At 57.2% G+C, this 26,593-nt stretch carries 24 protein-coding genes and 5 tRNA genes; 12 read left to right on the plus strand and 17 right to left on the minus strand.

What is annotated here, in order from left to right:
- The first annotated feature begins 153 nt into the window (after positions 1-153).
- The 12 genes from GO007_RS08435 (at position 154) to leuA (ending at position 13,699) form a co-directional block, all read left to right on the plus strand.
- Positions 154-585, plus strand: a complete 432-nt coding sequence (locus GO007_RS08435) for a carboxymuconolactone decarboxylase family protein (protein WP_095098340.1) — start codon at positions 154-156, stop codon at positions 583-585.
- 184 nt (positions 586-769) lie between these two features.
- On the plus strand, positions 770-1,012 hold the full coding sequence (gene nrdH, locus GO007_RS08440) for a glutaredoxin-like protein NrdH (RefSeq protein WP_095098344.1): 243 nt from the start codon (positions 770-772) through the stop codon (positions 1,010-1,012).
- The gene (nrdI, locus tag GO007_RS08445) at positions 1,009-1,419 is read left to right on the plus strand and encodes a class Ib ribonucleoside-diphosphate reductase assembly flavoprotein NrdI (protein WP_095098347.1); all 411 of its coding nucleotides are present in this window, start codon (positions 1,009-1,011) and stop codon (positions 1,417-1,419) included. Before nrdH ends, nrdI begins: the two co-directional genes overlap by 4 nt.
- Positions 1,392-3,536 carry a class 1b ribonucleoside-diphosphate reductase subunit alpha gene (gene nrdE, locus GO007_RS08450; RefSeq protein WP_095098350.1) on the plus strand — a complete coding sequence of 715 codons (2,145 nt, stop codon included), beginning with the start codon at positions 1,392-1,394 and terminating at the stop codon, positions 3,534-3,536. Before nrdI ends, nrdE begins: the two co-directional genes overlap by 28 nt.
- Before the next feature lie 10 nt (positions 3,537-3,546).
- Complete coding sequence (nrdF, locus tag GO007_RS08455; protein ID WP_095098353.1) at positions 3,547-4,509, plus strand: class 1b ribonucleoside-diphosphate reductase subunit beta; 963 nt, start codon at positions 3,547-3,549, stop codon at positions 4,507-4,509.
- A 356-nt stretch (positions 4,510-4,865) separates the two neighbouring features.
- Positions 4,866-6,068: a glycine betaine/L-proline ABC transporter ATP-binding protein ProV gene (proV, locus tag GO007_RS08460; protein WP_095098356.1), complete on the plus strand. Its 1,203-nt coding sequence runs from the start codon at positions 4,866-4,868 to the stop codon at positions 6,066-6,068.
- Positions 6,061-7,125: a glycine betaine/L-proline ABC transporter permease ProW gene (gene proW / locus GO007_RS08465; protein WP_095098358.1), complete on the plus strand. Its 1,065-nt coding sequence runs from the start codon at positions 6,061-6,063 to the stop codon at positions 7,123-7,125. Before proV ends, proW begins: the two co-directional genes overlap by 8 nt.
- Positions 7,126-7,196: 71 nt before the next feature.
- Entirely contained in the window at positions 7,197-8,192 is a 996-nt protein-coding gene (proX, locus tag GO007_RS08470; RefSeq protein WP_095098360.1) for a glycine betaine/L-proline ABC transporter substrate-binding protein ProX, read from the plus strand.
- 293 nt (positions 8,193-8,485) lie between these two features.
- Positions 8,486-9,016 (plus strand): transcriptional repressor MprA, encoded by a 531-nt coding sequence (mprA, locus tag GO007_RS08475; RefSeq protein WP_041146855.1) that lies wholly within the window; start codon positions 8,486-8,488, stop codon positions 9,014-9,016.
- A 129-nt stretch (positions 9,017-9,145) separates the two neighbouring features.
- Positions 9,146-10,318, plus strand: coding sequence for a multidrug efflux MFS transporter periplasmic adaptor subunit EmrA (emrA, locus tag GO007_RS08480; protein WP_095098362.1), 1,173 nt, complete (start codon positions 9,146-9,148; stop codon positions 10,316-10,318).
- Positions 10,319-10,333: 15 nt separating this feature from the next.
- Positions 10,334-11,872 carry a multidrug efflux MFS transporter permease subunit EmrB gene (gene emrB, locus GO007_RS08485; protein WP_095098364.1) on the plus strand — a complete coding sequence of 513 codons (1,539 nt, stop codon included), beginning with the start codon at positions 10,334-10,336 and terminating at the stop codon, positions 11,870-11,872.
- 147 nt (positions 11,873-12,019) lie between these two features.
- A complete protein-coding gene (gene leuA, locus GO007_RS08490) occupies positions 12,020-13,699 on the plus strand; it encodes a 2-isopropylmalate synthase (protein ID WP_095098367.1) in 1,680 nt (559 codons plus the stop codon).
- On the opposite strand, the gene GO007_RS08495 is transcribed toward leuA, so the two are convergent.
- The 17 genes from GO007_RS08495 to GO007_RS08575 form a co-directional block, all read right to left on the minus strand.
- Positions 13,675-14,445, minus strand: a complete 771-nt coding sequence (locus GO007_RS08495) for an AraC family transcriptional regulator (protein WP_095098369.1) — start codon at positions 14,443-14,445, stop codon at positions 13,675-13,677. The two genes, leuA and GO007_RS08495, sit on opposite strands and share 25 nt — an antisense overlap.
- Before the next feature lie 51 nt (positions 14,446-14,496).
- Positions 14,497-15,012, minus strand: a complete 516-nt coding sequence (luxS, locus tag GO007_RS08500; protein ID WP_072051859.1) for an S-ribosylhomocysteine lyase — start codon at positions 15,010-15,012, stop codon at positions 14,497-14,499.
- A gap of 163 nt (positions 15,013-15,175) precedes the next feature.
- Positions 15,176-16,732, minus strand: a complete 1,557-nt coding sequence (gene gshA, locus GO007_RS08505) for a glutamate--cysteine ligase (RefSeq protein ID WP_095098370.1) — start codon at positions 16,730-16,732, stop codon at positions 15,176-15,178.
- Positions 16,733-16,847: 115 nt separating this feature from the next.
- The gene (locus tag GO007_RS08510; RefSeq protein WP_095098373.1) at positions 16,848-17,276 is read right to left on the minus strand and encodes a YqaA family protein; all 429 of its coding nucleotides are present in this window, start codon (positions 17,274-17,276) and stop codon (positions 16,848-16,850) included.
- Positions 17,273-17,839 carry a fructose-1-phosphate/6-phosphogluconate phosphatase gene (gene yqaB / locus GO007_RS08515; protein ID WP_095098378.1) on the minus strand — a complete coding sequence of 189 codons (567 nt, stop codon included), beginning with the start codon at positions 17,837-17,839 and terminating at the stop codon, positions 17,273-17,275. The genes GO007_RS08510 and yqaB overlap by 4 nt, the downstream gene beginning before the upstream one ends.
- Positions 17,840-17,959: 120 nt before the next feature.
- Positions 17,960-18,274 carry a BON domain-containing protein gene (locus tag GO007_RS08520; RefSeq protein ID WP_095098381.1) on the minus strand — a complete coding sequence of 105 codons (315 nt, stop codon included), beginning with the start codon at positions 18,272-18,274 and terminating at the stop codon, positions 17,960-17,962.
- A gap of 480 nt (positions 18,275-18,754) precedes the next feature.
- Positions 18,755-18,831, minus strand: a tRNA-Arg gene (locus GO007_RS08525).
- Between the two features lie 225 nt (positions 18,832-19,056).
- A tRNA-Arg gene (locus tag GO007_RS08530) sits at positions 19,057-19,133 on the minus strand.
- A 95-nt stretch (positions 19,134-19,228) separates the two neighbouring features.
- A tRNA-Arg gene (locus tag GO007_RS08535) sits at positions 19,229-19,305 on the minus strand.
- 194 nt (positions 19,306-19,499) lie between these two features.
- Positions 19,500-19,576, minus strand: a tRNA-Arg gene (locus tag GO007_RS08540).
- 4 nt (positions 19,577-19,580) lie between these two features.
- Positions 19,581-19,673 (minus strand) — tRNA-Ser (locus GO007_RS08545).
- A 324-nt stretch (positions 19,674-19,997) separates the two neighbouring features.
- Positions 19,998-20,183, minus strand: coding sequence for a carbon storage regulator CsrA (gene csrA / locus GO007_RS08550; protein ID WP_000906486.1), 186 nt, complete (start codon positions 20,181-20,183; stop codon positions 19,998-20,000).
- Between the two features lie 239 nt (positions 20,184-20,422).
- Positions 20,423-23,050, minus strand: a complete 2,628-nt coding sequence (gene alaS / locus GO007_RS08555) for an alanine--tRNA ligase (RefSeq protein ID WP_095098384.1) — start codon at positions 23,048-23,050, stop codon at positions 20,423-20,425.
- A 254-nt stretch (positions 23,051-23,304) separates the two neighbouring features.
- The gene (gene recX / locus GO007_RS08560; protein WP_095100066.1) at positions 23,305-23,805 is read right to left on the minus strand and encodes a recombination regulator RecX; all 501 of its coding nucleotides are present in this window, start codon (positions 23,803-23,805) and stop codon (positions 23,305-23,307) included.
- Between the two features lie 135 nt (positions 23,806-23,940).
- Positions 23,941-24,999 (minus strand): recombinase RecA, encoded by a 1,059-nt coding sequence (gene recA / locus GO007_RS08565; RefSeq protein ID WP_095098387.1) that lies wholly within the window; start codon positions 24,997-24,999, stop codon positions 23,941-23,943.
- A gap of 80 nt (positions 25,000-25,079) precedes the next feature.
- Positions 25,080-25,577: a nicotinamide-nucleotide amidase gene (pncC, locus tag GO007_RS08570; protein WP_095098390.1), complete on the minus strand. Its 498-nt coding sequence runs from the start codon at positions 25,575-25,577 to the stop codon at positions 25,080-25,082.
- 136 nt (positions 25,578-25,713) lie between these two features.
- Positions 25,714-26,592 carry a metal ABC transporter substrate-binding protein gene (locus tag GO007_RS08575; RefSeq protein ID WP_095098393.1) on the minus strand — a complete coding sequence of 293 codons (879 nt, stop codon included), beginning with the start codon at positions 26,590-26,592 and terminating at the stop codon, positions 25,714-25,716.
- Between the last annotated feature and the right edge of the window lies 1 nt (position 26,593).

Below are 26,593 nucleotides of genomic sequence, written 5' to 3' on the forward strand. Positions count from 1 at the left end.
TCATCAAAATATGGCTATCTTTTGCAGTCCATTATAGTGCTATTTTGGCTGCCGTCTTAGAGACTATCTCATCCGACATCACCGTTGATGTCCGTTTGGGGCCCGCAGCAGGGCCCTGTAGCCAAAGGGATAGCTCTTAATGTGGAGAGAAAAATGAACACACTGCGTCAGCCCTACAATGAACTGAGTCCGGAAGTCTATAACGCGCTGGTACAGGCGAAAGTTGCGCTGGAAAAAAGCGCGCTCGACGGCACGCTGCTGGAACTGGTCTACCTGCGCGTGTCGCAGATTAACGGTTGCGCCTTTTGCCTGGAGATGCACAGTAAAGCGCTGCGCAAATCCGGCGTCGCCCAGGGCCGTCTGGACGCGCTGGCCGGCTGGCGGGTAAGCGCCCACTTTGACGCCGCGGAGCGGGCGGCGCTGGCGTGGACGGAGTCGGTGACCCACATCGCCAGCAGCCATGCGGAAGATGAGGTTTATCTGCCGTTACTGGAACATTTTAGCCCCCGTCAGATCAGCGATTTAACCTTCGCCATCAGCCTGATGAACGCCTTTAACCGTCTTGCCGTCAGCATGCGTCTGTAGTTTTACGCCCGACCGCCCCCGCCCTCACAGGATCGCTCCTTGGGGGTTTTTCTTATTTTAAAACGCTATATATTGCGTGGTTGAACTTTTCTACAACTACATCTAGTATTTCCTGAACAGTTAATCGATACCAACCGCTGCGCCTTTTTGCGCCGTCCTGTTATCTTAAATGGAAATACGAATCATGCGCATTACTATTTACACTAAAAATGACTGCGTTCAGTGCCATGCTACTAAGCGCGCTATGGAGAGCCGCGGCTTTGCCTTCGAGATGGTCAACGTCGAGCATCATCCCGATGCCGCAGAGATGCTGCGCGAGCAGGGCTTTCGCCAGCTGCCGGTGGTGATTGCCGGCGAGACCCGCTGGTCCGGCTTCCGTCCGGATATGATTAATCGCCTGCATCCCGTCACGGCGGCCAGCGCATGAGCCTCATCGTCTACTTCTCCAGCAGCTCCGAAAATACGCATCGGTTCGTCCTGCGTCTGGGGCTGCCCGCGGTGCGCATTCCGCTTAACGAGCGGGAGCGTATCCAGGTAGACGAACCCTATATTCTCATCGTCCCCAGCTACGGCGGCGGCGGTACCGCGGGCGCGGTGCCGCGCCAGGCGATCCGCTTTTTAAACGATCCCCACAATCGTCAGTTAATTCGTGGCGTCATCGCCGCAGGCAACCGCAACTTTGGCGACGCCTACGGCCGGGCCGGCGACGTTATCGCGCAGAAATGCAGCGTGCCGTACCTCTATCGCTTTGAGCTGATGGGTACCCCACAAGATGTCGCTAACGTACGCAAAGGAGTAAGCGAATTTTGGCAACAACAACCGCAGAACGTCTAACCGCAGAGGCGCCGGATTTCCACGCCCTGAACGCCATGCTGAATTTGTACGACAGCAACGGCCGCATTCCGTTTGAAAAGGACCGCCAGGCGGTGGACGCCTTTATGGCGACGCATGTCGACGCCAACACCGTCCCCTTCGCCAGCCAGAACGATAAGCTGGAGTGGCTGATGGCCGAAGGTTACTACGACGCCGGCGTGCTGGCCCGCTACGACCGCCGTTTCGTCCTCGCGCTGTTTGAGCAGGCCCACGGCTACCGTTTCCGCTTCCAGACCTTTCTCGGCGCCTGGAAGTTCTACACCAGCTATACGCTGAAAACCTTCGACGGCAAACGCTACCTTGAACATTTCGCCGATCGCACCTGCATGGTGGCGCTGAGCCTGGCGCAGGGCGACGAAACCCTGGCCCGCCAGCTGACCGATGAGATCCTGAGCGGGCGCTTCCAGCCGGCGACCCCCACCTTCCTTAACGCCGGCAAGCAGCAGCGCGGGGAGCTGGTTTCCTGCTTCCTGCTGCGCATCGAAGACAATATGGAGTCGATTGGCCGGGCGGTGAACTCGGCGCTGCAGCTCTCAAAACGCGGCGGCGGCGTGGCGTTTTTGCTGTCGAACCTGCGCGAGTCCGGGGCGCCGATTAAGCGTATCGAAAACCAGTCGTCGGGGGTGGTGCCGGTGATGAAAATGCTGGAAGACGCCTTCTCCTACGCCAACCAGCTCGGCGCCCGCCAGGGGGCCGGAGCGGTCTACCTGCATGCCCATCATCCGGATATCCTGCGCTTCCTCGACACCAAGCGCGAAAACGCCGATGAGAAAATCCGCATCAAAACCCTGTCGCTCGGCGTCGTTATCCCGGACGTGACCTTCCAGCTGGCGAAAGACGACGCGCAGATGGCGCTGTTCTCGCCCTATGACGTCGAGCGGCTGTACGGTAAACCGTTCGGCGATATCGCCGTCAGCGAGATGTACCCGCAGCTGGTCGCCGACGAGCGGGTCAGCAAGCGCTGGATCCGCGCCCGCGATCTGTTCCAGCGGCTGGCGGAGATTCAGTTTGAGTCCGGCTATCCGTACATCATGTTTGAAGATACCGTGAACCGCGCCAACCCGATTGCCGGACGGGTCAACATGAGCAACCTGTGCTCAGAAATTTTGCAGGTCAACACCCCATCGACCTTTGACGAAAACCTCGATTACGCCAGCGTCGGCGAGGATATCTCCTGCAATCTCGGCTCGTTGAATATCGCCCATACTATGGATTCGCCCGACTTTGCCCGCACGGTTGAAGTCGCCATTCGCGGCCTGACGGCGGTATCCGATATGAGCGATATTCGCTCGGTGCCTTCGGTGGCGGCGGGTAACGCGGCCTCTCACGCCATCGGGCTGGGGCAGATGAACCTGCACGGCTATCTGGCGCGGGAAGGTATCGCCTACGGCAGCCCGGAGGGGCTGGATTTCACCAACCTCTATTTTTACACCGTGACCTGGCATGCGCTGCATACCTCAATGCTGATGGCGCGCGAGCGCGACCAGCGCTTCGCCGGTTTCGCCCGTTCGCGCTACGCCAGCGGCGAGTATTTCCAGCAGTATCTGCAGGGCGACTGGCAGCCGAAAACGGCGAAGGTGCGCGAGCTGTTCGCCCGCGCCGGTATTGCCCTGCCCGACCGTCAAATGTGGCAGCAGCTGCGCGATGACGTGATGCGTTACGGTATCTATAACCGCAACCTGCAGGCGGTGCCGCCCACCGGTTCTATCTCCTATATCAACCATGCGACGTCGAGCATCCATCCGATCGTCTCGAAGATCGAGATCCGCAAAGAGGGCAAAACCGGTCGGGTTTACTATCCGGCTCCGTTTATGACCAATGACAACCTGGAACTGTACCAGGACGCGTATGAAATCGGCCCGCAAAAAATTATCGACACCTACGCCGAGGCCACGCGGCATGTCGATCAGGGGCTCTCTTTAACGCTGTTTTTCCCCGATACCGCCACCACCCGCGATATCAACAGGGCGCAAATTTACGCGTGGAAAAAAGGCATTAAGACGCTGTACTACATCCGCCTGCGCCAGCTGGCGCTGGAAGGTACTGAAATTGAGGGCTGCGTGTCCTGCGCGCTGTAAGGAGAACCCGATGACCCATCTATCGCGCATTAGCGCCATTAACTGGAACAAGATTCAGGACGACAAGGATCTGGAGGTGTGGAACCGCCTGACCAGCAACTTCTGGCTACCGGAGAAGGTGCCGCTGTCCAACGATATCCCCGCGTGGCAGACCCTCAGCCCGACGGAGCAGCAGCTGACCATCCGCGTTTTCACCGGCCTGACGCTGCTCGATACCATTCAGAACACCGCCGGCGCGCCGGCGCTGATGAACGACGCCCTCACCCCGCATGAGGAGGCGGTGATGTCGAATATCAGCTTTATGGAGGCGGTGCACGCCCGCTCCTACAGCTCGATTTTCTCCACCCTGTGCCAGACCAAAGACGTCGACGCCGCCTACGCCTGGAGTGAAGAGAACGCCCCGCTCCAGCGCAAAGCCGAGCTGATGCTGGAGTATTATCACGCGGATGAGCCGCTGAAGAAGAAAATCGCCAGCGTATTCCTCGAATCCTTCCTCTTCTATTCCGGATTCTGGCTGCCGATGTACTTCTCCAGCCGCGGTAAGCTGACCAATACCGCCGACCTGATTCGCCTGATCATCCGCGACGAGGCGGTGCACGGATATTACATCGGCTACAAATATCAAAAAGGGCTGGAAAAAGTCAGCGCCGAAAAGCGGGAGGAGTTGAAGAATTTCGCCCTCGATCTGCTGATGGATCTCTACGATAACGAACTGGCCTATACCCATGAACTGTACGCCGACAGCGGCTGGGCTGAGGAGGTCACCGCCTTCCTGTGCTACAACGCCAACAAGGCGCTGATGAACCTGGGCTATGAGGCGCTATTCCCGGCGGAAATGGCCGCGGTCAATCCGGCGATCCTCGCCGCGCTCTCGCCAAACGCCGATGAAAACCACGACTTTTTCTCTGGCTCAGGATCGTCCTACGTGATGGGTAAAACGGAAGAAACCGCCGACGCCGATTGGGACTTTTAACCTTACTTTCACCAGGAATATATTCACTTGATTCCTGGTGATCTATTTCACATTATTTCCATTCATCACACCATTATCTGTTCTGACATTTTCAGGAAATCCTCTCGTAATATTTAGTAGAAATCCCGTGATTTTGACAATAATTCTCCGGTAAGCATTAAAAAATATCACTACGGCGTAATCAACGCTCAGCCCTTATATCACGGGGAATGCGCGGCATTGCTGCCGCGCCATATCCTCCCGCCGCGGACATTGAGGGTTGTCACAGAATCTGAGTATGTTAGGGTGTAAACAGGTAAATATCTCCACCAGGTACTATATCGACATAATACAAATAACGGGAAACTCTCTATTGCATGGCAATTAAATTAGAAATAAAGAATCTCTATAAGATATTTGGCGAGCATCCGCAGCGAGCGTTCAAATATATTGAAAAAGGATTTACTAAAGAACAACTGCTGGAAAAAACGGGGCTTTCACTTGGCGTAAAAGACGCCAGTCTGACCATTGAAGAAGGCGAGATATTCGTCATCATGGGGCTTTCCGGATCGGGAAAATCCACCATGGTTCGCCTTCTCAATCGCCTGATTGAACCCACCCGCGGGCAGGTGCTGATTGATGGCGTCGATATCGCCAAAATTTCAGAATCCGAGCTGCGCGAGGTGCGCAGAAAAAAGATCGCAATGGTTTTTCAATCATTTGCGCTGATGCCGCATATGACCGTGCTGGACAATGCCGCCTTTGGCATGGAGCTGGCGGGCCTCTCCACCCAGCAACGCCAGGAGAAAGCGCTGGAGGCGCTGCGCCAGGTCGGTCTGGAAAACTACGCTCATGCCTGGCCGGATGAACTCTCCGGCGGGATGCGCCAACGCGTCGGGCTCGCCCGCGCGCTGGCGATTAACCCCGATATCTTATTAATGGATGAAGCCTTCTCGGCCCTCGATCCCTTAATTCGTACCGAAATGCAGGATGAGCTGACAAAATTACAGGCCAAACACCAGCGCACCGTGGTCTTTATTTCCCACGATCTTGATGAAGCCATGCGCATCGGTGACCGGATTGCCATCATGCAAAATGGCGAAGTTATTCAGGTCGGTACTCCGGATGAAATCCTGAATAATCCGGCCAATGATTACGTGAAAACCTTCTTCCGCGGCGTCGATATTAGCCAGGTATTCAGCGCCAAGGATATTGCCCGCCGTAGCCCGGTAGGCTTAATTCGTAAAACGCCGGGATTTGGCCCCCGTTCGGCGCTGAAATTGTTGCAGGATGAAGACCGCGAATATGGTTATGTGATTGAACGCGGTAATAAGTTTGTCGGCATTGTCTCCATTGATTCACTGAAATCCGCGCTGAGCGAAGGTCAAGGAATTGATGCGGCGTTACTCGACTCCCCGCAGGCGGTGGATGCGCAAACGTCGCTTAGCGACCTGCTCTCCCACGTAGGCCAGGCACCGTGCGCGGTGCCGGTTGTGGATGAAGGGCATCAGTATATCGGCATCATTTCTAAACGAATGTTGCTGCAGGCTTTAGATCGCGAGGGGACAAACAATGGCTGATCAATCTAACCCGTGGGATACCGCACCGGCGGCGGATAGCGCCGCCCAATCTGCCGATGCCTGGGGCACTCCGGCCGCCGCGCCGGCCGACGGCGGCGGTGCCGACTGGCTGACCAGCGCGCCGCAGGCGCAGCCGGAACATTTCAACATCATGGACCCGTTCCATAAGACGCTGATCCCGCTGGATAGCTGGGTGACGCACGGTATCGACTGGATAGTGATCCACTTCCGCCCGCTGTTCCAGGGGATCCGCGTGCCGGTGGACTACATACTCAGCGCCTTCCAGCAGCTGCTGTTAGGGATGCCCGCTCCGGTGGCGATTGTGATATTCGCCCTGATCGCCTGGCAGATCTCCAGCGTCGGAATGGGTGTCGCCACGCTGATCTCGCTGGTGGCTATCGGCGCTATCGGCGCCTGGTCGCAGGCGATGGTCACCCTGGCGCTGGTTCTGACCGCCCTGCTGTTCTGTATGCTGATCGGCCTGCCGCTGGGGATCTGGCTGGCGCGGAGCCCGCGCGCGGCAAAAATTATCCGTCCGCTGCTCGATGCCATGCAGACCACGCCGGCGTTCGTCTACCTGGTGCCCATCGTTATGCTGTTCGGGATTGGTAACGTTCCAGGCGTGGTGGTGACCATTATCTTTGCCCTGCCGCCCATCGTGCGTCTGACCATTCTGGGGATTAACCAGGTGCCGGCGGATCTGATTGAAGCCTCGCGCTCCTTCGGCGCCAGCCCGCGCCAGCTGCTGTTTAAAGTTCAGCTGCCGCTGGCGATGCCGACCATTATGGCCGGGGTCAACCAGACGCTGATGCTGGCGCTGTCGATGGTGGTTATCGCCTCGATGATCGCCGTCGGCGGCCTCGGCCAGATGGTGCTGCGCGGGATCGGCCGCCTGGATATGGGCCTGGCAAGCGTCGGCGGCGTCGGGATTGTTATCCTCGCCATCATTCTTGACCGCCTGACTCAGGCCGTTGGGCGCGATTCGCGCAGCCGCGGCAGCCGCCGCTGGTACACCACCGGCCCGCTGGGGCTAATCACCCGTCCCTTCAGTAAATAATCATCTCATCGCCCGGCGGCATTGCGCCTGCCGGGCCAGCAGTCATCCTTTCTTATTTATGAGGAACAACGATGCGACATACAGCGATTCTTGCCACAGCGTTCACCGCACTCATTGCCACCGGCGCCTTTGCCGCCGATCTGCCGGGTAAAGGCATCACCGTAAAACCGATTCAGAGCACCATCACCGAAGAGACCTTCCAGACCCTGCTGGTCAGCCGCGCGCTGGAGAAGCTGGGCTACACCGTCGATAAGCCGAGTGAAGTTGACTATAACGTCGGCTACACCTCGCTCGCCTCCGGCGACGCCACCTTTACCGCCGTTAACTGGCAGCCGCTGCATGACGACATGTACGCCGCCGCCGGCGGGGACAAGAGCTTCTACCGCGAAGGCGTTTTTGTTAACGGCGCCGCGCAGGGCTATCTGATTGATAAGAAAACCGCCGAGCAGTATCACATTAAATCTATCGATCAGCTGAAAGACCCGAAAATCGCCAAACTGTTTGATACTAACGGCGATGGTAAGGCCGATCTCACCGGCTGTACGCCGGGCTGGGGCTGTGAAGCGGTGATTAACCACCAGATTGATGCCTATGGCCTGAGCAACACCGTGGTGCACAACCAGGGCAACTATGCCGCGATGATGGCCGATACCATCGCTCGCTATAAAGAAGGCAAGCCGGTGATTTACTACACCTGGACGCCGTACTGGGTCAGCGACGTGCTGAAACCGGGTAAAGATGTGGTCTGGCTGCAGGTGCCGTTCTCCTCCCTGCCAGGCGTACAGAAGAACATCGACACCAAACTGGCTAACGGCGCGAACTACGGCTTCCCGGTCAGCACCATGCATATTGTGGCCAACAAAGCCTGGGCCGAGAAAAACCCGGCGGCGGCGAAGCTGTTCAGTATCATGAAGCTGCCGATTGCCGACATTAACGCCGAAAACGCCATGATGCATGCAGGCCACGCTTCGGAAACGGATATCCAGGGCCACGTTGACGGCTGGATCAAAGCCCACCAGCAGCAGTTTGACGGCTGGCTGAAAGAGGCGCTGGCGGCGCAGAAATAATCCGCCCTCGTCAGAATGCCATGTCGCTCCGGCGTGCGTTATGCCGCCGGAGGTTCCCGGGTATCGTCTTCTGCGCCCTGCCCGGGCACCGCTTCTCTTTCGCTATTCCACAAAACCACCTCCGCTCCTTCCGCTTCAGTATCTCCCATCGCTAATGTGCGCTAACCTACGAACCGGCAAAGAGATTTTATTCCTGGCTATAGGTTTAACGTATCAATTGTAGTCAATAATTCATTTGATTTATTTGTCACAATAGTTATTATATCGGCTGTAATTAATGAGGTCATACCCAAATGGATAGTTCGTTTACTCCCATTGAGCAAATGCTCAAATTCCGCGCCAGCCGTCACGAAGATTTCCCTTTCCAGGAGATTCTGTTAACTCGCCTCTGCATGCACATGCAAGGTAAGCTGCTGGAAAATCGCAATAAAATGCTGAAAGCGCAGGGAATTAACGAGACATTATTTATGGCGCTGATCACCCTGGAATCTCAGGAAAACCATAGCATTCAGCCCTCCGAGCTGAGCTGCGCCCTGGGGTCGTCACGCACCAACGCCACGCGCATTGCCGACGAGCTGGAAAAACGCGGCTGGATTGAACGCCGTGAAAGCGATAACGATCGCCGCTGTCTGCATCTGCAGCTTACCGACAAAGGTCATCAGTTTTTGCGTGAGGTTCTGCCTCCGCAGCACAACTGCCTGCATCAGCTCTGGTCTTCTTTAAGCACCAGCGAAAAAGATCAGCTCGAGCACATCACCCGTAAACTGCTTGGTCGTCTTGACCAGATGGAAGAGGACGGTGTGCTTGCGGAGTCTCTGCGCTAAGCACGGAACCGCTAGAAATCTTTCTGAATTGACAAGGAAAAACAGACCAGGCCAGCAGATCTTCTGCTGGCCTTTCTGATAAACAGGTCGGCCCAGCCGATGTGAAATAATAAGATCGTGGAGAATAACATGAGCGCAAATGCGGAGAGCCAAACCCCGCAGCAACCGGGCAGCAAGAAAGGGAAGCGCAAAGGTGCCCTTCTGTTGCTGACATTGCTCTTTATTATTGTTGCCGTGGCATATGGGATTTATTGGTTTTTGGTACTGCGTCATTATGAAGAGACCGATGACGCATATGTGGCAGGGAATCAGGTACAGATTATGGCGCAGGTGTCCGGCAGCGTGACGAAAGTCTGGGCCGACAACACCGATTTTGTGCAGAAAGGCGATCCTTTGGTCACCCTCGACCAGACCGATGCCCAGCAGGCGTTTGAGAAAGCGCAAACCCAGCTGGCCGCCAGCGTGCGTCAAACCCGTCAGTCGATGATCAACAGCAAGCAGCTGCAGGCCAATATCGACGTCAAAAAAACCGCGCTCTCGCAGGCGCAAACCGACCTCAACCGCCGTATCCCCCTGGGAGCCGCTAACCTGATCGGCCGCGAGGAGCTGCAGCACGCTCGCGATACCGTCGCCAGCGCCCAGGCCGAGCTCGACGTGGCGGTGCAGCAGTTTAACGCCAACCAGGCCATCGTTCTGGGGACCCGCCTTGAGCAGCAGCCTGCCGTTCTGCAGGCGGCCACCGACGTCCGTAACGCCTGGCTGGCCCTGCAGCGTACGCAGATCGTCAGCCCGATTAGCGGCTACGTTTCCCGTCGTTCGGTACAGCCCGGCGCGCAGATAAGCCCGACCACCCCGCTAATGGCGGTCGTTCCGGCGACGAATCTGTGGGTCGACGCCAACTTTAAAGAGACCCAGCTGGCGCATATGCGCATCGGCCAACCGGCCACCGTAATCAGCGATATCTACGGCGACGATGTGAAATACACCGGTAAGGTCGTAGGGCTGGATATGGGGACCGGTAGCGCCTTCTCCCTGCTGCCGGCGCAGAACGCCACCGGGAACTGGATTAAAGTCGTCCAGCGTCTGCCGGTGCGTATTGAGCTCGATGAGAAGCAGCTGGCGGCGCACCCGCTACGTATTGGCCTCTCTACGCTGGTTGAAGTGGATACCTCCAACCGCGACGGCGAGATACTGGCGAACGAGACGCGTAAGTCTCCGGCGTATGAAAGTAATGCCCGTGAAATCGCTCTCGACCCGGTAGACAAACTGATCGACGGCATCATCCAGGCTAACGCCGGATAATTCGGGGTGAGCGTAATGCAACAGCAAAAACCGCTGGAGGGCGCGCAGCTGGTCATCATGACCATTGCGCTGTCGCTTGCGACCTTCATGCAGGTGCTGGACTCCACTATCGCCAACGTGGCTATCCCAACCATCGCCGGTAACCTTGGCTCGTCCCTGAGCCAGGGTACCTGGGTGATTACCTCGTTTGGGGTGGCAAACGCCATCTCCATTCCGATAACCGGTTGGCTGGCAAAACGCGTGGGGGAAGTGAAGCTGTTCCTGTGGTCAACGGTGGCGTTTGCCATCGCCTCCTGGGCCTGCGGCATGTCCAACAGCCTGACGATGCTGATTTTCTTCCGCGTGATTCAGGGGATCGTCGCCGGTCCGCTGATCCCGCTATCGCAGAGCCTGCTGCTCAACAACTACCCGCCGGCAAAACGCTCCATCGCCCTGGCGCTGTGGTCGATGACGGTTATCGTGGCGCCAATCTGCGGGCCGATCCTCGGCGGCTATATCAGCGACAACTACCACTGGGGCTGGATATTCTTTATCAACGTCCCGATCGGCGTTGCGGTGGTGATAATGACGCTGCAAACCCTGCGCAGCCGGGAAACCCGTACCGAGCAGCGGCGCATCGACGGCGTCGGGCTGGCGCTGCTGGTGGTTGGCATCGGCAGCCTGCAGGTGATGCTCGATCGCGGTAAGGAGCTGGACTGGTTCGCCTCCACGGAGATTATCGTCCTGACGGTGGTGGCCGTGGTGGCCATCAGCTTCCTTATCGTCTGGGAGCTTACCGACGACAACCCGATAGTCGACCTTTCGCTATTTAAGTCGCGAAACTTCACCATCGGCTGCCTGTGCATCAGCCTCGCCTATATGCTCTACTTCGGCGCTATCGTTCTGCTGCCGCAGCTGCTGCAGGAGGTCTATGGCTACACCGCGACCTGGGCGGGTCTGGCGTCGGCGCCGGTGGGGGTGATCCCGGTCATTCTCTCGCCGATCATCGGCCGCTTTGCCCATAAGCTCGATATGCGTCGGCTGGTGACCTTCAGCTTTATCATGTATGCGGTGTGCTTCTACTGGCGCGCATGGACCTTCGAACCGGGGATGGACTTCGGCGCATCGGCCTGGCCGCAGTTTATCCAGGGCTTCGCGGTGGCCTGCTTCTTTATGCCGCTGACCACCATCACCCTGTCCGGCCTGCCGGCGGAGCGGCTGGCGGCGGCCTCAAGCCTGTCGAACTTCACCCGTACGCTGGCGGGCTCTATCGGGACCTCGATAACCACCACCATGTGGACCAACCGCGAGGCGCTGCACCATGCGCAGCTCACCGAGTCGGTCACGCCGTATAACCCTAACGCCCAGCAAATATACGACCAGCTGGAGGGACTGGGGATGACCCAGCAGCAGGCATCCGGCTGGATAGCCCAGCAGATAACCAACCAGGGGCTGATTATTTCCGCTAACGAAATATTCTGGGTCTCGGCGGGGATCTTTATCCTGCTGTTAGGCCTGGTGTGGTTTGCCCGGCCGCCGTTCAGCGCGGGCGGCGGCGGAGGCGGAGCTCACTAGCGTTAACACCAAGGGATCTGCGGATCCCTTTTTTATTGGCGGATAAAAACGCCCGCCTGTCCAGTTCGCGCTAGCTTCTGTCCACTTCGCTAAAGCGCCCCGTTCTTCTTATCGTGCAGGATAAAGATCCGACATAAGGAGATAATCATGCTGAAAAATCCTCACGAAAAATATCGCCCCTCGCCGATCGTATCCCTGCCCGACCGCCGCTGGCCGGACCGGCAGATCGCCCACGCGCCGCGCTGGCTCTCTACCGACCTGCGCGACGGCAACCAGGCGCTGGCGGAACCGATGGACGGCGCGCGCAAGCTGCAGTTCTGGAACCTGCTGCTGGAGTGTGGATTCAAAGAGATTGAAGTCGCTTTCCCGTCCGCATCGCAGACTGATTTCAACTTCGTTCGCCAGCTGATTGAGGAGCAGCGTATCCCCCAGGACGTCACCATTCAGGTGCTGACCCAGGCGCGGGAAGATTTAATCCTGCGCACCTTCGAATCGCTGCGCGACGCCCACAGCGCCACCGTGCATCTGTATAACGCCACCGCGCCTCTGTTTCGCCGGCTGGTCTTCGGTATGGAAAAAGCGCAGGTGGTTGAGCTGGCGACCCGCGCCACCCGACTGATCCGCCAGCAGTGCGAACAGCAGCCGCAAACGCGCTGGCAGTATGAGTATTCGCCGGAAACCTTCTGCTTTACCGAACCTGAGTTTGCGCTGGAGATCTGCGAAGCGGTGGCGGACATCTGGCAGCCCTGCGCCGAACGCCCGATGATCATCAACCTGCCCGCCACCGTGGAGGTCAACACCCCCAACGTCTATGCCGATCAAATCGAGTATTTTTGCCGTCATTTCTCGCGCCGCGCCGACGTCTGCATCAGCGTCCACCCGCATAACGACCGCGGAACCGGCGTTGCCAGCGCCGAGCTGGCGGTGATGGCCGGCGCCGATCGCGTTGAAGGCTGCCTGTTTGGTAACGGCGAACGCACCGGCAACGTCTGTCTGGTCACCCTCGCCATGAATCTCTACAGCCAGGGCGTCGACCCTCAGCTCACCTTCCCGGAGATGAAGCGGGTCGTGGAGATCGTCGAGAGCTGTAACCAGCTGCCGGTTCACCCGCGCCATCCGTGGGCGGGAAGCCTCGCCTATACCGCATTTTCCGGCTCGCATCAGGATGCGATTAAGAAAGGTTTCGACGCCCGTCGGCCCGGCGAAATTTGGCAAATGCCCTACCTGCCCGTCGACCCGCAGGACATCGGCTGCAGCTATGAGGCGGTTATCCGCGTCAACAGCCAGTCGGGTAAGAGCGGCAGCGCATGGCTGATTGAGCAGAATCACGGCTTAAAGCTGCCCCGCATGCTGCAGCAGGATTTCAGCCTGCACGTGCAGCGCGCAACCGATAGCCACGGCAAGGAGATGACGCAAAACGCCCTGTGGCAGCTGTTCCGCGAGCGCTACGGCCTGGTGGCTGCACCGCCGCTGGCGCTGCTGGATTACCAAAGCGACGGCCAGCAGGACGGCCAGCTCTCGCTGCAGGCGACGCTCAGGGTCTACGGCGAGACCCGCAGGCTGCAGGGGAACGGCAACGGGCTGCTTTCCGCCGCGGCGAGCGGGCTTAGCGCGCTGCTTAAGCAACAGTTTGTGATTAAGGATTATCACGAGCATACCCTCGGCGAGCGCAGCGACAGCCGTTCGGTGGCCTATATCCGCTGCGTCTTGCCGAATGGCGACAGCCGCTGGGGGGTCGGGATCGATAACGATGTCGCCCGCGCCTCGCTCCAGGCGCTATGCAATGCGCTCAGCGGCGGCGATCACTCCTCCGGCGAGCGGAAGTAATCGCTGGGAGCCATCCCCATCACCCGGCGGAACATGGCGCTGAAGGCGCTGTGGCTGCCGTAGCCAAGGTCCAGCGCCACCCGCAGGACCGACTGCCCCTGCGCCAGGCGCACCAGCGCTTCCATTAGTTTCGCCCGGCGCACCCATTCGCTCCAGGTCAGCGTTGTCTGCTGCTGGAAGTGGCGGTTGAGCGTCCGCTCGCTCATATTGCTCTCTTTTGCCGCCTGGACGCAGCTCCAGGCGTCGCCCGGCGTTTCGCGGACCTTTTGACATAGCCGGCGCAGCGCCTCGCTTTGCGGTTCGATCAGGCCAAAGGGCAGCACGGTCATGCCGCGGATCTCATCAAGAATTAATTCATAGACTCGCTCGTCGCGGCTGCCGGGATCGTAGCGTTCGGCCAGCGTCAGCGAGGTGACGATCAGCTCGCGCAGCAGCGGCGAGATCTGCACGATCTGGCACGATGACGGCAGATCGGCGCGGGCAAGGGGATCGATAAACAGCGTGCGCGCCGCGACTGCGCCGGTGATCCGCAGCGCGTGGGGCGTACCCGCCGGCAGCCAAACGCCGCGCCCCGGCGGGACAACCCAGTAGCCAGCCGGCGTCTCAACCCGCACCACGCCGCTCAGGATATGCAGCAGCTGGACGCAGTCATGCTGATGCCACGGCTCGCTATCGCCATGGGCGTAATCATGGGCAAAGGGCACCAGGGAGCGATGCTGAAAGGAGAAGCGGGAAGTCGTCGACATCGCGGCGTGAGGATATCGGCCCGACGCTATCGCCGGGCCGTGGCAGAAGAACTAGATATGCAGTTCTTGCAGCGTTTCTTTCGGCAGCGCCAGCTCGTCATTGCTGTTGATGCGTACGTCGCGCTCAAGAATATGACGCGCGATGTCCTGAGCTTCTTCCAGCGAGTGCATGGTGTAGGTACCGCACTGGTAAACGTTGAGCTCAGGGATCTGGCTCTGCTCTTTTACCTTCAGCACGTCGGCCATCGCCGCTTTCCAGGCATCCGCTACGCGCTGCTCGTCCGGCGTACCGATCAGGCTCATATAGAAGCCCGTGCGGCAACCCATCGGAGAGATATCGATAATTTCCACACCCTTACCGTTGAGATGGTCGCGCATAAAGCCCGCGAACAGGTGCTCAAGCGTGTGAATGCCTCTTTCCGGCATCACTTCCTGATTCGGTATGCAAAAACGCAGATCGAAAACGGTAATTTCATCGCCGTGCGGCGTGTTCATTTTCTTCGCGACGCGCACCGCAGGGGCTTCCATTCGGGTATGGTCGACTGTGAAACTATCTAACAACGGCATTCTTCACCTCCGATAGTGATTTTTTTTAAAATAAAATGAACTCTTTTTACACCCGCTAGTCTGAGTATGTGAAAGACGCGCATTTATTATCATCATCATCCCTGAATCAGAGATGAAAGTTTGGCCACATTGATGTGGCCTTTTTCTTTTGTACCGCTTTTTGCTACGCGTGTCTCGCTAACAGAGCGCTAAACGGTTCGCTATCTTCCGCTTCTACCTTCTGCTGACGCACGGCTGACGCTTCACGCTCGGTAATGAAATCCTCTTCGCGTAAAATCTCCAGCGGCTCTTCCCGCAGCATCGTACGATACCGATCGGCCAGCTCCTTACCGGTGCCGCCAATCCCTTCTTCAAGCATAGAACGCAGAATGCGCGCCGAGAAAGTTAATTCCGGATCGTCGAAGCTGGCAACCAGCTCATCGCACACCTGCTGATAGGCGTCGCCGCCATGAATACCGTCCAGAATCTGCGCAACGCGGCGCAAATCGCGGAACAGATCTTTACCTACCTCAGCCAGCGGGAACTGCGCGCTTTCGCAGCCGATCCCCAACGTCAGGCCAGGCTTACGCCCTTCAAGAATCACCCGATTCCAGTTAGTGCGCGTACACAGCAGCTCGTCGCTGCTCATTTCCGGCGCATCGGCCAGCACGCACCAGACCATAAACAGATCGAGGAAGCGCACCTGCTGCTCGTCAACGCCAATCGGCGAGAACGGGTTGATATCCAGTGAACGAACTTCGATATATTCGATTCCGCCGCGCAGCAGCGCGTCAGACGGCGTCTCACCGCTGCGGGTCACGCGTTTCGGGCGGATTGGCGCATAGAGTTCGTTTTCAATCTGCAGAATATTACTGTTAATTTGCAGGTACTTGCCGTCTTTCTCGAGGCCAATTTCCGCATATTCCTGCGACGGGGTTTTAATCGCCCGCTTCAATCCTGCCACATACTCCTGCAGATCGTTAAACGTAATTCCGAGATTGCTTTGCGACTTATTGGTATAGCCGAGGTCGCTCAGGCGCAGGGAGGTCGCGTACGGCAGGTAATACATGCCGTTTTCCGCTTTCTCAAACGGCAGCGTGGTCGGTTTCCCCTGCAGGAAAGAGGAGCAAATCGCCGGGGAAGCGCCGAACAGATACGGGATCACCCAGCCAAAGCGGTAGTAGTTGCGGATTGAGCGGAAATAGCCCGCCGAAATGGCCTCTTTCCCGCTTTCCTCGTCCTCAACGCCGCACTTCGCCTGCCAGAACGCCATCGGCAGAGAGAAGTTATAGTGCACGCCGGAGATGGTTTGCATCAGCGCGCCGTAACGGTTTTTCAGCCCTTCACGATACAGCGTTTTCAGACGGCCGATATTCGATGTGCCGTACTGCGCCAGCTCGATGTCCTGGCCCGGAGCAATATAGCAGGGCATGCTCAGCGGCCACATCCGCTCATCGCCGATATGGCGGGCGGTATAGCGATGAACATCGCGCATAAAAGTCAGCATGTGCTGAATATCGCCATCAACCGGCGTAATAAACTCCAGCAAAGCTTCAGCGAAATCGGTGGTAATCCATTTATGGGTCAGCGCCGAACCCAATGCCTGAGGATGGCCGGTAGTGGCCAGCGAGCCATCGGCGTTAACGCGCAGCGTTTCGCGCTCAAGGCCGCGATGAATGCCCTTTAGCGCCTGCGGATTTTTTTCCAGCCAGGCCAGCGCCTGTGATACGTCCGGGATCAATTTGACCTCCCGCCTGTCGAAATCATTTGAATAAGCATAATTGTAATGGTGACCATACAGGTTATTCCAGCAGACGTTATTGTTACAGCCTGTCCGGAGAGCCTCAGTTCCACAATTAGTGCCACCACATCATGCCCTGAAGCGTAACCAGCGCAATGACGATATAGCGCAGCGCTTTACCAAGGCATAAAAAAAAGAGCACTGGTCCCCAGGAAATGCGCATCCATCCCGCCAGTAAACACAGCAAATCGCCTATCACCGGCGTCCAGCTTAATAATAATGTGACCGCACCGTAGCGCTTTAACCAGCCGGAAGCCTTCTCCTGCCAGCGCGACGTTTTGCGCAGCGGAAACAGGCGCCCCAGAATAACGTTAGTTACCCCTCCAAGGCTATTGCCGATTGTTGCTATTAATACCAGCATCCACGGTTGGCTCGCTCCCGTAAGCAGCATAGCAACCAGCACAACTTCCGAGTTACCGGGAAGCAGCGTGGCGCTGAGAAAGCTACTGGCAAACAGCGATATCAGCGATAGCGCGTCGCTCACAGCAGCCGAACGTCGACAGCATCCATCCCCGCGCGCTGTGCGGCCTGCAGACCAAAGTCAGCGTCTTCAAACACCACGCATTTTTCCGGCGCAACGCCCATGCGCTCGGCGCACAGCAGGAAGGTATCAGGAGCAGGCTTGTGGTTTGTTACGTGATCGGCGGCAATGACCGCGGAGAAATAGTGACGCAGGCCGAGATGGGCCAGCAGAGCTTCCGCAACGGCGCTTTCGCTGCCGGTGCCAACCGACATCGGGCGACGGCCGTGCCACTCTTTTACCACCTCAATCAGCGGTAAGGGGCGCACGCTATCCAGCAGCATCGCCTTGACGGCGTTGGTTTTCTCCAAAGCCAGGCGATGGGGGTCTAAATCCGCCTGGTTCATTTCGATAATCACCTGGGCAATACGCCAGGTCGGAGAACCGTTGAGCGCGACCATCGCCTGTTCGTCGAAACGCATTCCGTAACGGCCCAGAACCTCGCGCCAGGCCTTACGATGCGTCGGCTCGGTATCAAGAATAGTGCCATCCATATCAAAGATAAGTCCTGCGTAACGTTCGTACATCGTGTTCTCACAAACCGGATAAGGAAAGGTTACTTTATCGCAAAAGGCGCATATTGTCGCGGGTGGAGGCAGAAGCAGCAAAGGCGCCACAGGGCGCCTTTATTATATCGATGCATCGGCTTATTTGATTTTCAAATCATTCTCAACCAAACGAACGCCCTGCACTCTGCGGGTCACCTCTACGGCGCGATTAGCATCCTTCTGCGACGAAACAAAACCGCTCAGCTGAACGCGGCCTTTGAAGGTCTGCACGCTAATTTCAGTGGATTTAATCTCTTTTTCGTTAAACAGCGCGGTTTTGACTTTGGTGGTCACGACGGTGTCGTCGATATAGCCGCCGGTACTTTCCTTCGTGGCCGATCCGGCACAGCCAGCCAGAGATACGGCAACCAGAAGCGTCGCGCAAAAGGCAGGTATTGCTTTGAACCATTTCATGGATTTCTCTCCTTGCACTCATCTCACCCGAATCAGGTCGATATACAGGGGTAAATTATAGTGGAAAGAGCAACTTGCCAATATTAAAAAGTGCGCAAGAGCGTGCAGAAACGGCTAAGCGACGGCGGCTGACGGGGTGGTTGGGCGATAAGGTTTTCGAACGCGGGACTATTTCGCAGACCGTGGAACAATTGTGTCAGGGTTATTTCAGGAGAAGATGGTGCATCCGGGAGGATGACTCACTGGGTTCGCCCTGCGGGCCGTCGCTTATGCGACGTTATCCTCCCTGGTGCTGGCGACTATCTCGCAGACCATGAGGCAATAATGTTGGGGTTATTTCAGGAGAAGATGGTGCATCCGGGAGGATGACTCACTGGGTTCGCCCTACGGGCCGTCGCTTATGCGACGTTATCCTCCCTGGTGCTGGCGGTTTTTTCGCAGACCATGAAGCAATAATGTTGGGGTTAGTTCAGGAGAAGATGGTGCATCCGGGAGGATTCGAACCTCCGACCGCTCGGTTCGTAGCCGAGTACTCTATCCAGCTGAGCTACGGATGCATCAGGGGGAACTTCTTTACTACGCTATCTTCCCTGGTGCTGGCGATTATCTCACAGACCATGAAACAACAGTATTGCTGTTATCTCGAAGAAGATGGTGCATCCGGGAGGATGACTCACTGGGTTCGCCCTACGGGCCGTCGCTTATGCGACGTTATCCTCCCTGGTACTGGCGATTATCTCGCAGACCTTGAAACAACAGAATAGCTGTTATCTCGAAGAAGATGGTGCATCCGGGAGGATTCGAACCTCCGACCGCTCGGTTCGTAGCCGAGTACTCTATCCAGCTGAGCTACGGATGCATCAGGGAGAACTTCTTTACTACGTTAACTTCCCTGGCGCTGGCGATTATCTCGCAGACCATGAAACAACAAAAGTGCTGTTATCTCGAAGAAGATGGTGCATCCGGGAGGATTCGAACCTCCGACCGCTCGGTTCGTAGCCGAGTACTCTATCCAGCTGAGCTACGGATGCATCAGGGAGAACTTCTTTACTACCAGCAAGCGCCGCAAATTAACCATTGCCACGCTTCACAAGATGGTGCATCCGGGAGGATGACTCACTGTGTTCGCCCTACGGGCCGTCGCTTATGCGACGTTATCCTCCCTGGTACTGGCGATTATCTCGCAGACCATGAAACAACAGAATGGCTGTTATCTCAGAGAAGATGGTGCATCCGGGAGGATTCGAACCTCCGACCGCTCGGTTCGTAGCCGAGTACTCTATCCAGCTGAGCTACGGATGCAAAATGGCGGTGAGGCGGGGATTCGAACCCCGGATGCAGCTTTTGACCGCATACTCCCTTAGCAGGGGAGCGCCTTCAGCCTCTCGGCCACCTCACCACACGCCTCTTTCGAGTGCTTCGAAGAACTTGTTTCTGCTCTTCGTCGCTGCGATGGCGCACATATTACTTTCTGGTACTTATAAGTCAAACAATTTTTCGAGACCTTTTTTCCGTTTGCACACTTACCGCGCAATCAGCCTGCAAAAACGGCAAAAAGAGCGTTTAATCAACAGAAATTCAGGGTTTACGGCCTGCTACGGGCAAAAAATAAAGATAGCCGACGATGGGCAAGTAACGGAAAAGAGAGGCGTCTGAAGTAGAAAATAGAGAGAAATCGACTGGCTGTGGGATGCGCCTCACGAAATCGCGAGGCGCGAAAGCCTTAGTAACTGGACTGCTGGGATTTTTCAGCCTGGATACGCTGGTAGATCTCTTCACGATGCACGGAGACTTCTTTAGGGGCATTAACGCCAATACGTACCTGGTTACCCTTAACCCCTAAAACTGTCACAGTGACCTCATCTCCAATCATGAGGGTCTCACCAACTCGACGAGTCAGAATCAGCATTCTTTGCTCCTTGAAAGATTAAAAGAGTCGGGTCTCTCGTATCCCGGCATTATCCATCATATAACGCCAAAAAGTAAGCGATGACAAACGCCTCACGGCGTAACGCAGTCATGGCATCACATTCTGTTAAACCTAAGTTTAGCCGATATACACAACTTCAACCCGACTTTATCGTTATCAGTGCTTCTCTTGCAAGATACCGTAATCCGAAGATCACGGCACCTATGCGTTTATAGTTATTACAGTTTTGCGCTTACCCAGCCTTTCACACTGGCTAACGCAGCAGGGAGAGCAGACGCATCGGTACCACCGGCCTGAGCCATATCCGGACGACCGCCCCCTTTGCCGCCCACCTGCTGAGCGACCATACCAACCAGCTCCCCTGCCTTCACGCGATCTGTCACATCCTTAGACACACCGGCAATCAGAGAAACCTTACCATCCGCAACCGTGGCTAACACTACAACCGTTGAACCCAGCTGGTTCTTCAGATCGTCAACCATAGTACGCAGCATTTTTGGCTCAACGCCGACCAGCTCGCTGACCAGCAGCTTAACGCCGTTAATCTCTTCCGCTTTACTGGAGAGGTTTGCGCTCTCCTGCGCTGCCGCCTGCTCTTTCAGCTGCTGCAGCTCTTTTTCCAGCTGGCGGGTACGTTCCAGCGCGGAGCGTATCTTGTCACCGAGGTTATGGCTATCGCCCTTCAGCAGCTGTGCGATATCGCCCAGCAGATCGCTTTGGGAATGCAGACTCGCAATCGCGCCCTCACCGGTCACCGCCTCAATACGGCGCACGCCCGCGGCGGTCCCGGATTCGGAGGTGATGCGGAACAGGCCGATATCGCCGGTACGTGAAGCGTGAGTACCGCCGCACAGCTCGGTGGAGAAATCACCCATTTTCAGGACGCGAACGCGGTCATCATACTTCTCGCCGAACAGCGCCATGGCGCCAGATTCGCGAGCCGCATCGATATCCATAATGTTGGTTTCGATAGCCAGATTGCGGCGAATTTGCGCATTGACTAAATCTTCAACCGCGCGGATCTCTTCCGGCTTCATCGCTTCAAAATGCGAGAAGTCAAAGCGCAGCGCTTTGTCATTTACCAGAGAGCCCTTCTGAGCCACGTGCGTACCGAGAACCTGGCGCAGCGCGGCATGCATCAGGTGGGTCGCGGAGTGGTTCAGACGGATACGCTGGCGGCGAGCGCGATCGACATCGGCCTGCACCGCGTCGCCCACTTTCAGGGTACCGCCAGCCACTTTGCCGATATGACCAATAGCCTGGCCGTACTTCTGCGCATCGCTGACGATGAACGAGAAGCCCGCGCCTTTCAGCTCGCCCTTATCGCCGACCTGGCCGCCGGACTCGGCATAGAACGGCGTCTGATCCAGAATAACAACCGCTTCCTGACCGGCGCTGACGGTATCAACCGCTTTGCCGTCGATGAACAGCGCGGTGACCTTGCCGTTCAGCTCCAGGCTATCGTAGCCTTTAAACTCAGAAGCGCCCTCAACGCGAATCATCGCGTTGTAGTCGGCGCCGAAACCGCTGGACTCACGCGCGCGACGGCGCTGCTCTTCCATTGCCGCTTCGAAGCCTGCTTCGTCAACTTTGATATTGCGCTCGCGGCACACGTCCGCGGTCAGGTCAACCGGGAAGCCGTAGGTATCGTACAGGCGGAAGGCCGTTTCGCCGTCCAGGGTGTCGCCTTTCAGCTTAGCCAGCTCTTCGTCCAGCAGCGCCAGGCCGCGTTCCAGAGTGCGGGCAAACTGCTCTTCTTCCGTTTTCAGAACATGCTCAACCTGAGCCTGCTGCTGCTTCAGCTCTTCGCCAGCGGAGCCCATGACCTCAATCAGCGGCGCAACCAGCTTCCAGAAGAAGGTATCCTTCGCACCGACCATATTGCCGTGGCGGACGGCACGACGAATGATACGACGCAGCACGTAGCCGCGGTTCTCATTCGACGGGATCACGCCATCAGCGATCAGGAACGCACAGGAGCGAATATGATCGGCAATCACGCGCAGCGACTTGTTGGTCAGATCGGTGGCGCCGGTCACTTTTGCCACGCTCTCGATCAGTTGACGGAACAGGTCGATATCATAGTTGGAGTTCACGTGCTGCAGAACGGCGGCGATACGCTCAAGGCCCATACCGGTATCAACGGACGGCTTCGGCAGCGGCTCCATGGTACCGTCGGCCTGGCGGTTAAACTGCATGAAGACGATGTTCCAGATCTCAATGTAGCGATCGCCGTCCTCTTCCGCGCTTCCCGGAGGGCCGCCCCAGATGTGGTCGCCGTGGTCAAAGAAGATTTCGGTGCACGGGCCGCAAGGACCGGTATCGCCCATTTGCCAGAAGTTATCGGAGGCAAACGCGCCGCCTTTATTGTCGCCAATGCGAATAATGCGCTCACGCGGAACGCCAACCTCGTTGGCCCAGATGTCGAAAGCTTCGTCATCGGTTTCGTAAACGGTTACCCACAGCTTTTCTTTCGGCAGAGCGAACCAGCTTTCGCCGGTTAACAGCTCCCATGCGTACTTGATGGCATCCTGCTTGAAGTAGTCGCCGAAGCTGAAGTTGCCCAGCATTTCAAAGAAGGTGTGGTGGCGCGCGGTATAGCCGACGTTTTCCAGATCGTTGTGTTTGCCACCCGCACGAACGCAGCGCTGCGAGGTGGTCGCACGGGAATAATTACGCTTGTCGAGGCCAAGGAACACATCCTTGAACTGGTTCATCCCGGCGTTGGTAAACAGCAGGGTCGGGTCGTTGTGCGGCACCAGGGAGCTGCTAGCAACTACCTGATGTCCCTTACTATGGAAAAAATCGAGAAACGCCTGACGGATCTCAGCAGTGCTCTTGCTCATAATTATCCTGAAATCAAGCTATACACTTCATCCTTCACGCCGCCTCGACGCTGGCTGCGCGCGTTCACCTCCGTCACGTACCTGCGTACGCCCCAGGGACTCACTCCGTTGCTGCCTTGATGCAGCGTGAATGATTTTGTGTATAAGGAATAATCGTCCTGGGCGCTGATTGCCTTTTAAACAGCCAGCGGCCGGACGGAATAAAGTGGGAATAAGATAAGTTTTCTTTACGGGGAAGTAAAATCCCCGATGGGTCAATCTGCAAAATTTCGCCAGATTTTCTGGATATCTTCCATTAAGTAACCGCGGTACAGCAAAAAGCGCTGTATTTTAACTTTTTCTGCAAATACGGTGGGGAGCGGATCGCCATACTTTCTCTGCGCCTGCTCCTTCGCCAGCAGCGCCCAGTCGATTTCGCACTCGCGCATTGCGCGCTCGCTCTCTTCGCGGGCGATACCTTTCTGGTTCAGCTCCTGGCGGATGCGCGCCGGACCGTAGCCTTTGCGGCTCCGGCTGGCAATAAACTGGCGGACAAAGCGCTGGTCATCGAGGTAGCGGTTTTCGATGCACCAGCCCACAACGCGATCGACCTCTTCCGGCGTAACGTCCAGCGCCTCGGGGCCATTTTTCCCCATGACCGGCGCGGCCATCTTGCGCCGCAGCTCCTGTTCGCTATGGTCGCGCATTGCCAGAATACGAATCGCGCGATCCAGCAGGCGGGCGTAGCCGGAACGGCGGGATGAAGATTCAGTCACGAGCACCTCGATAATCAAAAAGCAAAAGGGCCGCATAAGCAGCCCCTTGTTTTCCCGTCTTATTTCAAATCGCATGCACGCTGGCCCTGCCAGCCCTGCAACCTGAACTATTCAGGAGACCATTACCTGAAGATATCAGAAATCCTGTTCGCTTGCTTCTTCGCTTTTACCGTCAACCGCGAAGTCCGGCGTGGAGTCCTGGTTGTTCAGCAGCAGCTCACGAACTTTCTTCTCGATCTCTTTCGCCGCAGCCGGGTTCTCTTTCAGCCAGGAGATAGCGTTCGCTTTACCCTGACCAATTTTGTCGCCGTTATAGCTGTACCAGGCACCCGCTTTTTCAATCAGCTTCTCTTTCACGCCCAGATCGACCAGCTCGCCGAAGAAGTTGATGCCCTCGCCGTAAAGGATCTGGAATTCCGCCTGCTTGAACGGCGCGGCGATTTTGTTCTTGACCACCTTCACGCGGGTTTCGCTGCCAATGACGTTATCGCCATCTTTTACCGCACCGATACGGCGGATATCCAGACGCACGGAGGCGTAGAATTTCAGCGCGTTACCGCCGGTAGTGGTTTCCGGGTTACCGAACATCACGCCGATTTTCATACGGATCTGGTTGATGAAGATCAGCAGCGTGTTGGACTGCTTCAGGTTACCGGCCAGCTTACGCATTGCCTGGCTCATCATACGCGCCGCGAGGCCCATGTGAGAGTCGCCGATCTCGCCTTCGATTTCCGCTTTCGGCGTCAGCGCCGCAACGGAGTCGACCACCAGCACGTCTACCGCGCCAGAGCGCGCCAGCGCGTCACAGATCTCAAGCGCCTGTTCGCCGGTATCCGGCTGAGAACACAGCAGGTTGTCGATATCTACGCCCAGCTTGCGGGCATACACCGGATCCAGCGCGTGCTCTGCATCGATAAAGGCACAGGTTTTACCTTCACGCTGCGCGGCGGCGATAACCTGCAGAGTCAGCGTCGTTTTACCGGAAGATTCTGGCCCGTAGATCTCGACGATACGGCCCATTGGCAGACCGCCGGCGCCGAGGGCGATATCCAGTGAAAGCGAGCCGGTGGAGATAGTTTCCACGTCCATGGAACGGTCTTCACCCAGGCGCATGATGGAGCCTTTACCGAACTGTTTTTCGATCTGGCCCAGTGCTGCCGCCAACGCTTTCTGTTTGTTTTCGTCGATAGCCATTATTACTCCTGTCATGCCGGGTGGAACCGGGTAGTGAATTCTGTTCTGTTGAGGCAATTATACTGTATGCTCATACAGTATCAAGTGTTTTGTAGAAATTGTTGCCAGAGGAGCTGCAGGGCGTAGGCCGTGGCCTGACGGCGCACCGACTCACGGTCTCCGGCGAAACATTCGCGCTGCGTGATCCCCTGCCCGTTGGCGCAGGCGACGCCAAACCACACCGTTCCGACGGGCTTTTCTGCGCTGCCGCCATCCGGCCCGGCAACGCCGCTCACCGAGATCGCGTAGGTGGCGCGCGCGGCGCGCAGTGCACCAACAGCCATCTCCACCACCACCGGTTCGCTCACCGCGCCGTGCTCAGCTAACGTCGCTTCGCTGACGCCAATCATCTGGGATTTAGCTTCATTGCTGTAGGTGACAAAACCGCGCTCAAACCACGCCGAGCTGCCGGCGATATCGGTAAGCACTTTAGCAATCCAGCCGCCGGTACAGGATTCAGCCGTGCTCACCGTCGCGCCCTGCGCCTTCAGCGCCTGCCCAACCCGCTCACTCAGCTGCATTAATTCCGAATCTGTCATCGTCGCCCCGTTTAAGCCAGATAAAGAGGCCATCAAAGATAGCACTTTCAGCACAGATGTGGGGATCGGGAGATGAATTTACGAGGGGGCTTCCGAAAAAGGACGGTCCCGAGGGCCGGGACCGTAAAATAGTGCTTTACTTCATGCTGCCGGAAATCAGTTCGACGTTATGACGCATCATTTTCACGTAGCTGTCCGCCACGCCGCCCGGTTTTGACAACGCCTCCGGATAGAGCTCGCCGCCCGGCTGCGCGCCCGTCGCGTTGGCAATCTGCTTCACCAGCCGCGGGTCGAGCTGGTTTTCCATAAACCAGGTGTGCACGTTATCGGCTTTAATCTGTTTAATCAGCGCCGCAACCTGCGCGGCGCTGGCTTCGCTTTCCGATGACAGCCCCTGCGGCGCAAGGAAGGTCACGCCGTAAGCGCGGCCAAAGTAGCCGAACGCGTCATGGCTGGTCAGAACCTTACGTTTCGCCTGCGGAATGGCGCTGAACTGGTTCTCCGCCCAGCCGTGAATCTCGTTGAGCTGGCCGATATAGCGCTTGCCGGAGACCTCAAGCGCCGCTTTATCCTCAGGGTCGGCTTTGACCAGCCCGCTGAGGATATTTTGCGCGTAAAGCGCGCCGTTGGCGGCGCTGTTCCAGGCGTGCGGGTCGGTCACCGTTTTCCCGTCCTCATCGAGGGTATGCGTTTTTACGCCCGTCGATGCCACCACCAGCTCGCCTTTGAATCCCGATGCTTTAATCAGCCGATCGACCCACCCCTCCAGCCCGAGGCCATTAACCACCACCACGTCGGCCTTGCTGAGTAAAGCGCTGTCCTGCGGCGATGGCTCAAAGGTGTGCGGGTCGCCGTCGGGGCCCACCAGCGTATCGACATGAACATGCTCGCCGCCAACCTGCTGAACGATATCGCCCAGCACCGAAAAGCTGCTGACCACGTTGAGCGTTTTCGCCATCGCCCCCTGCGCCGCCAGGCCCAGCGCCAGCACTAAAACTACCCCGGTACGTTTCATC

It is taken from the genome of Klebsiella sp. 10-1 (genome assembly GCF_009758445.1).
Taxonomy (GTDB): Bacteria; Pseudomonadota; Gammaproteobacteria; order Enterobacterales; family Enterobacteriaceae; genus Klebsiella; species Klebsiella scottii.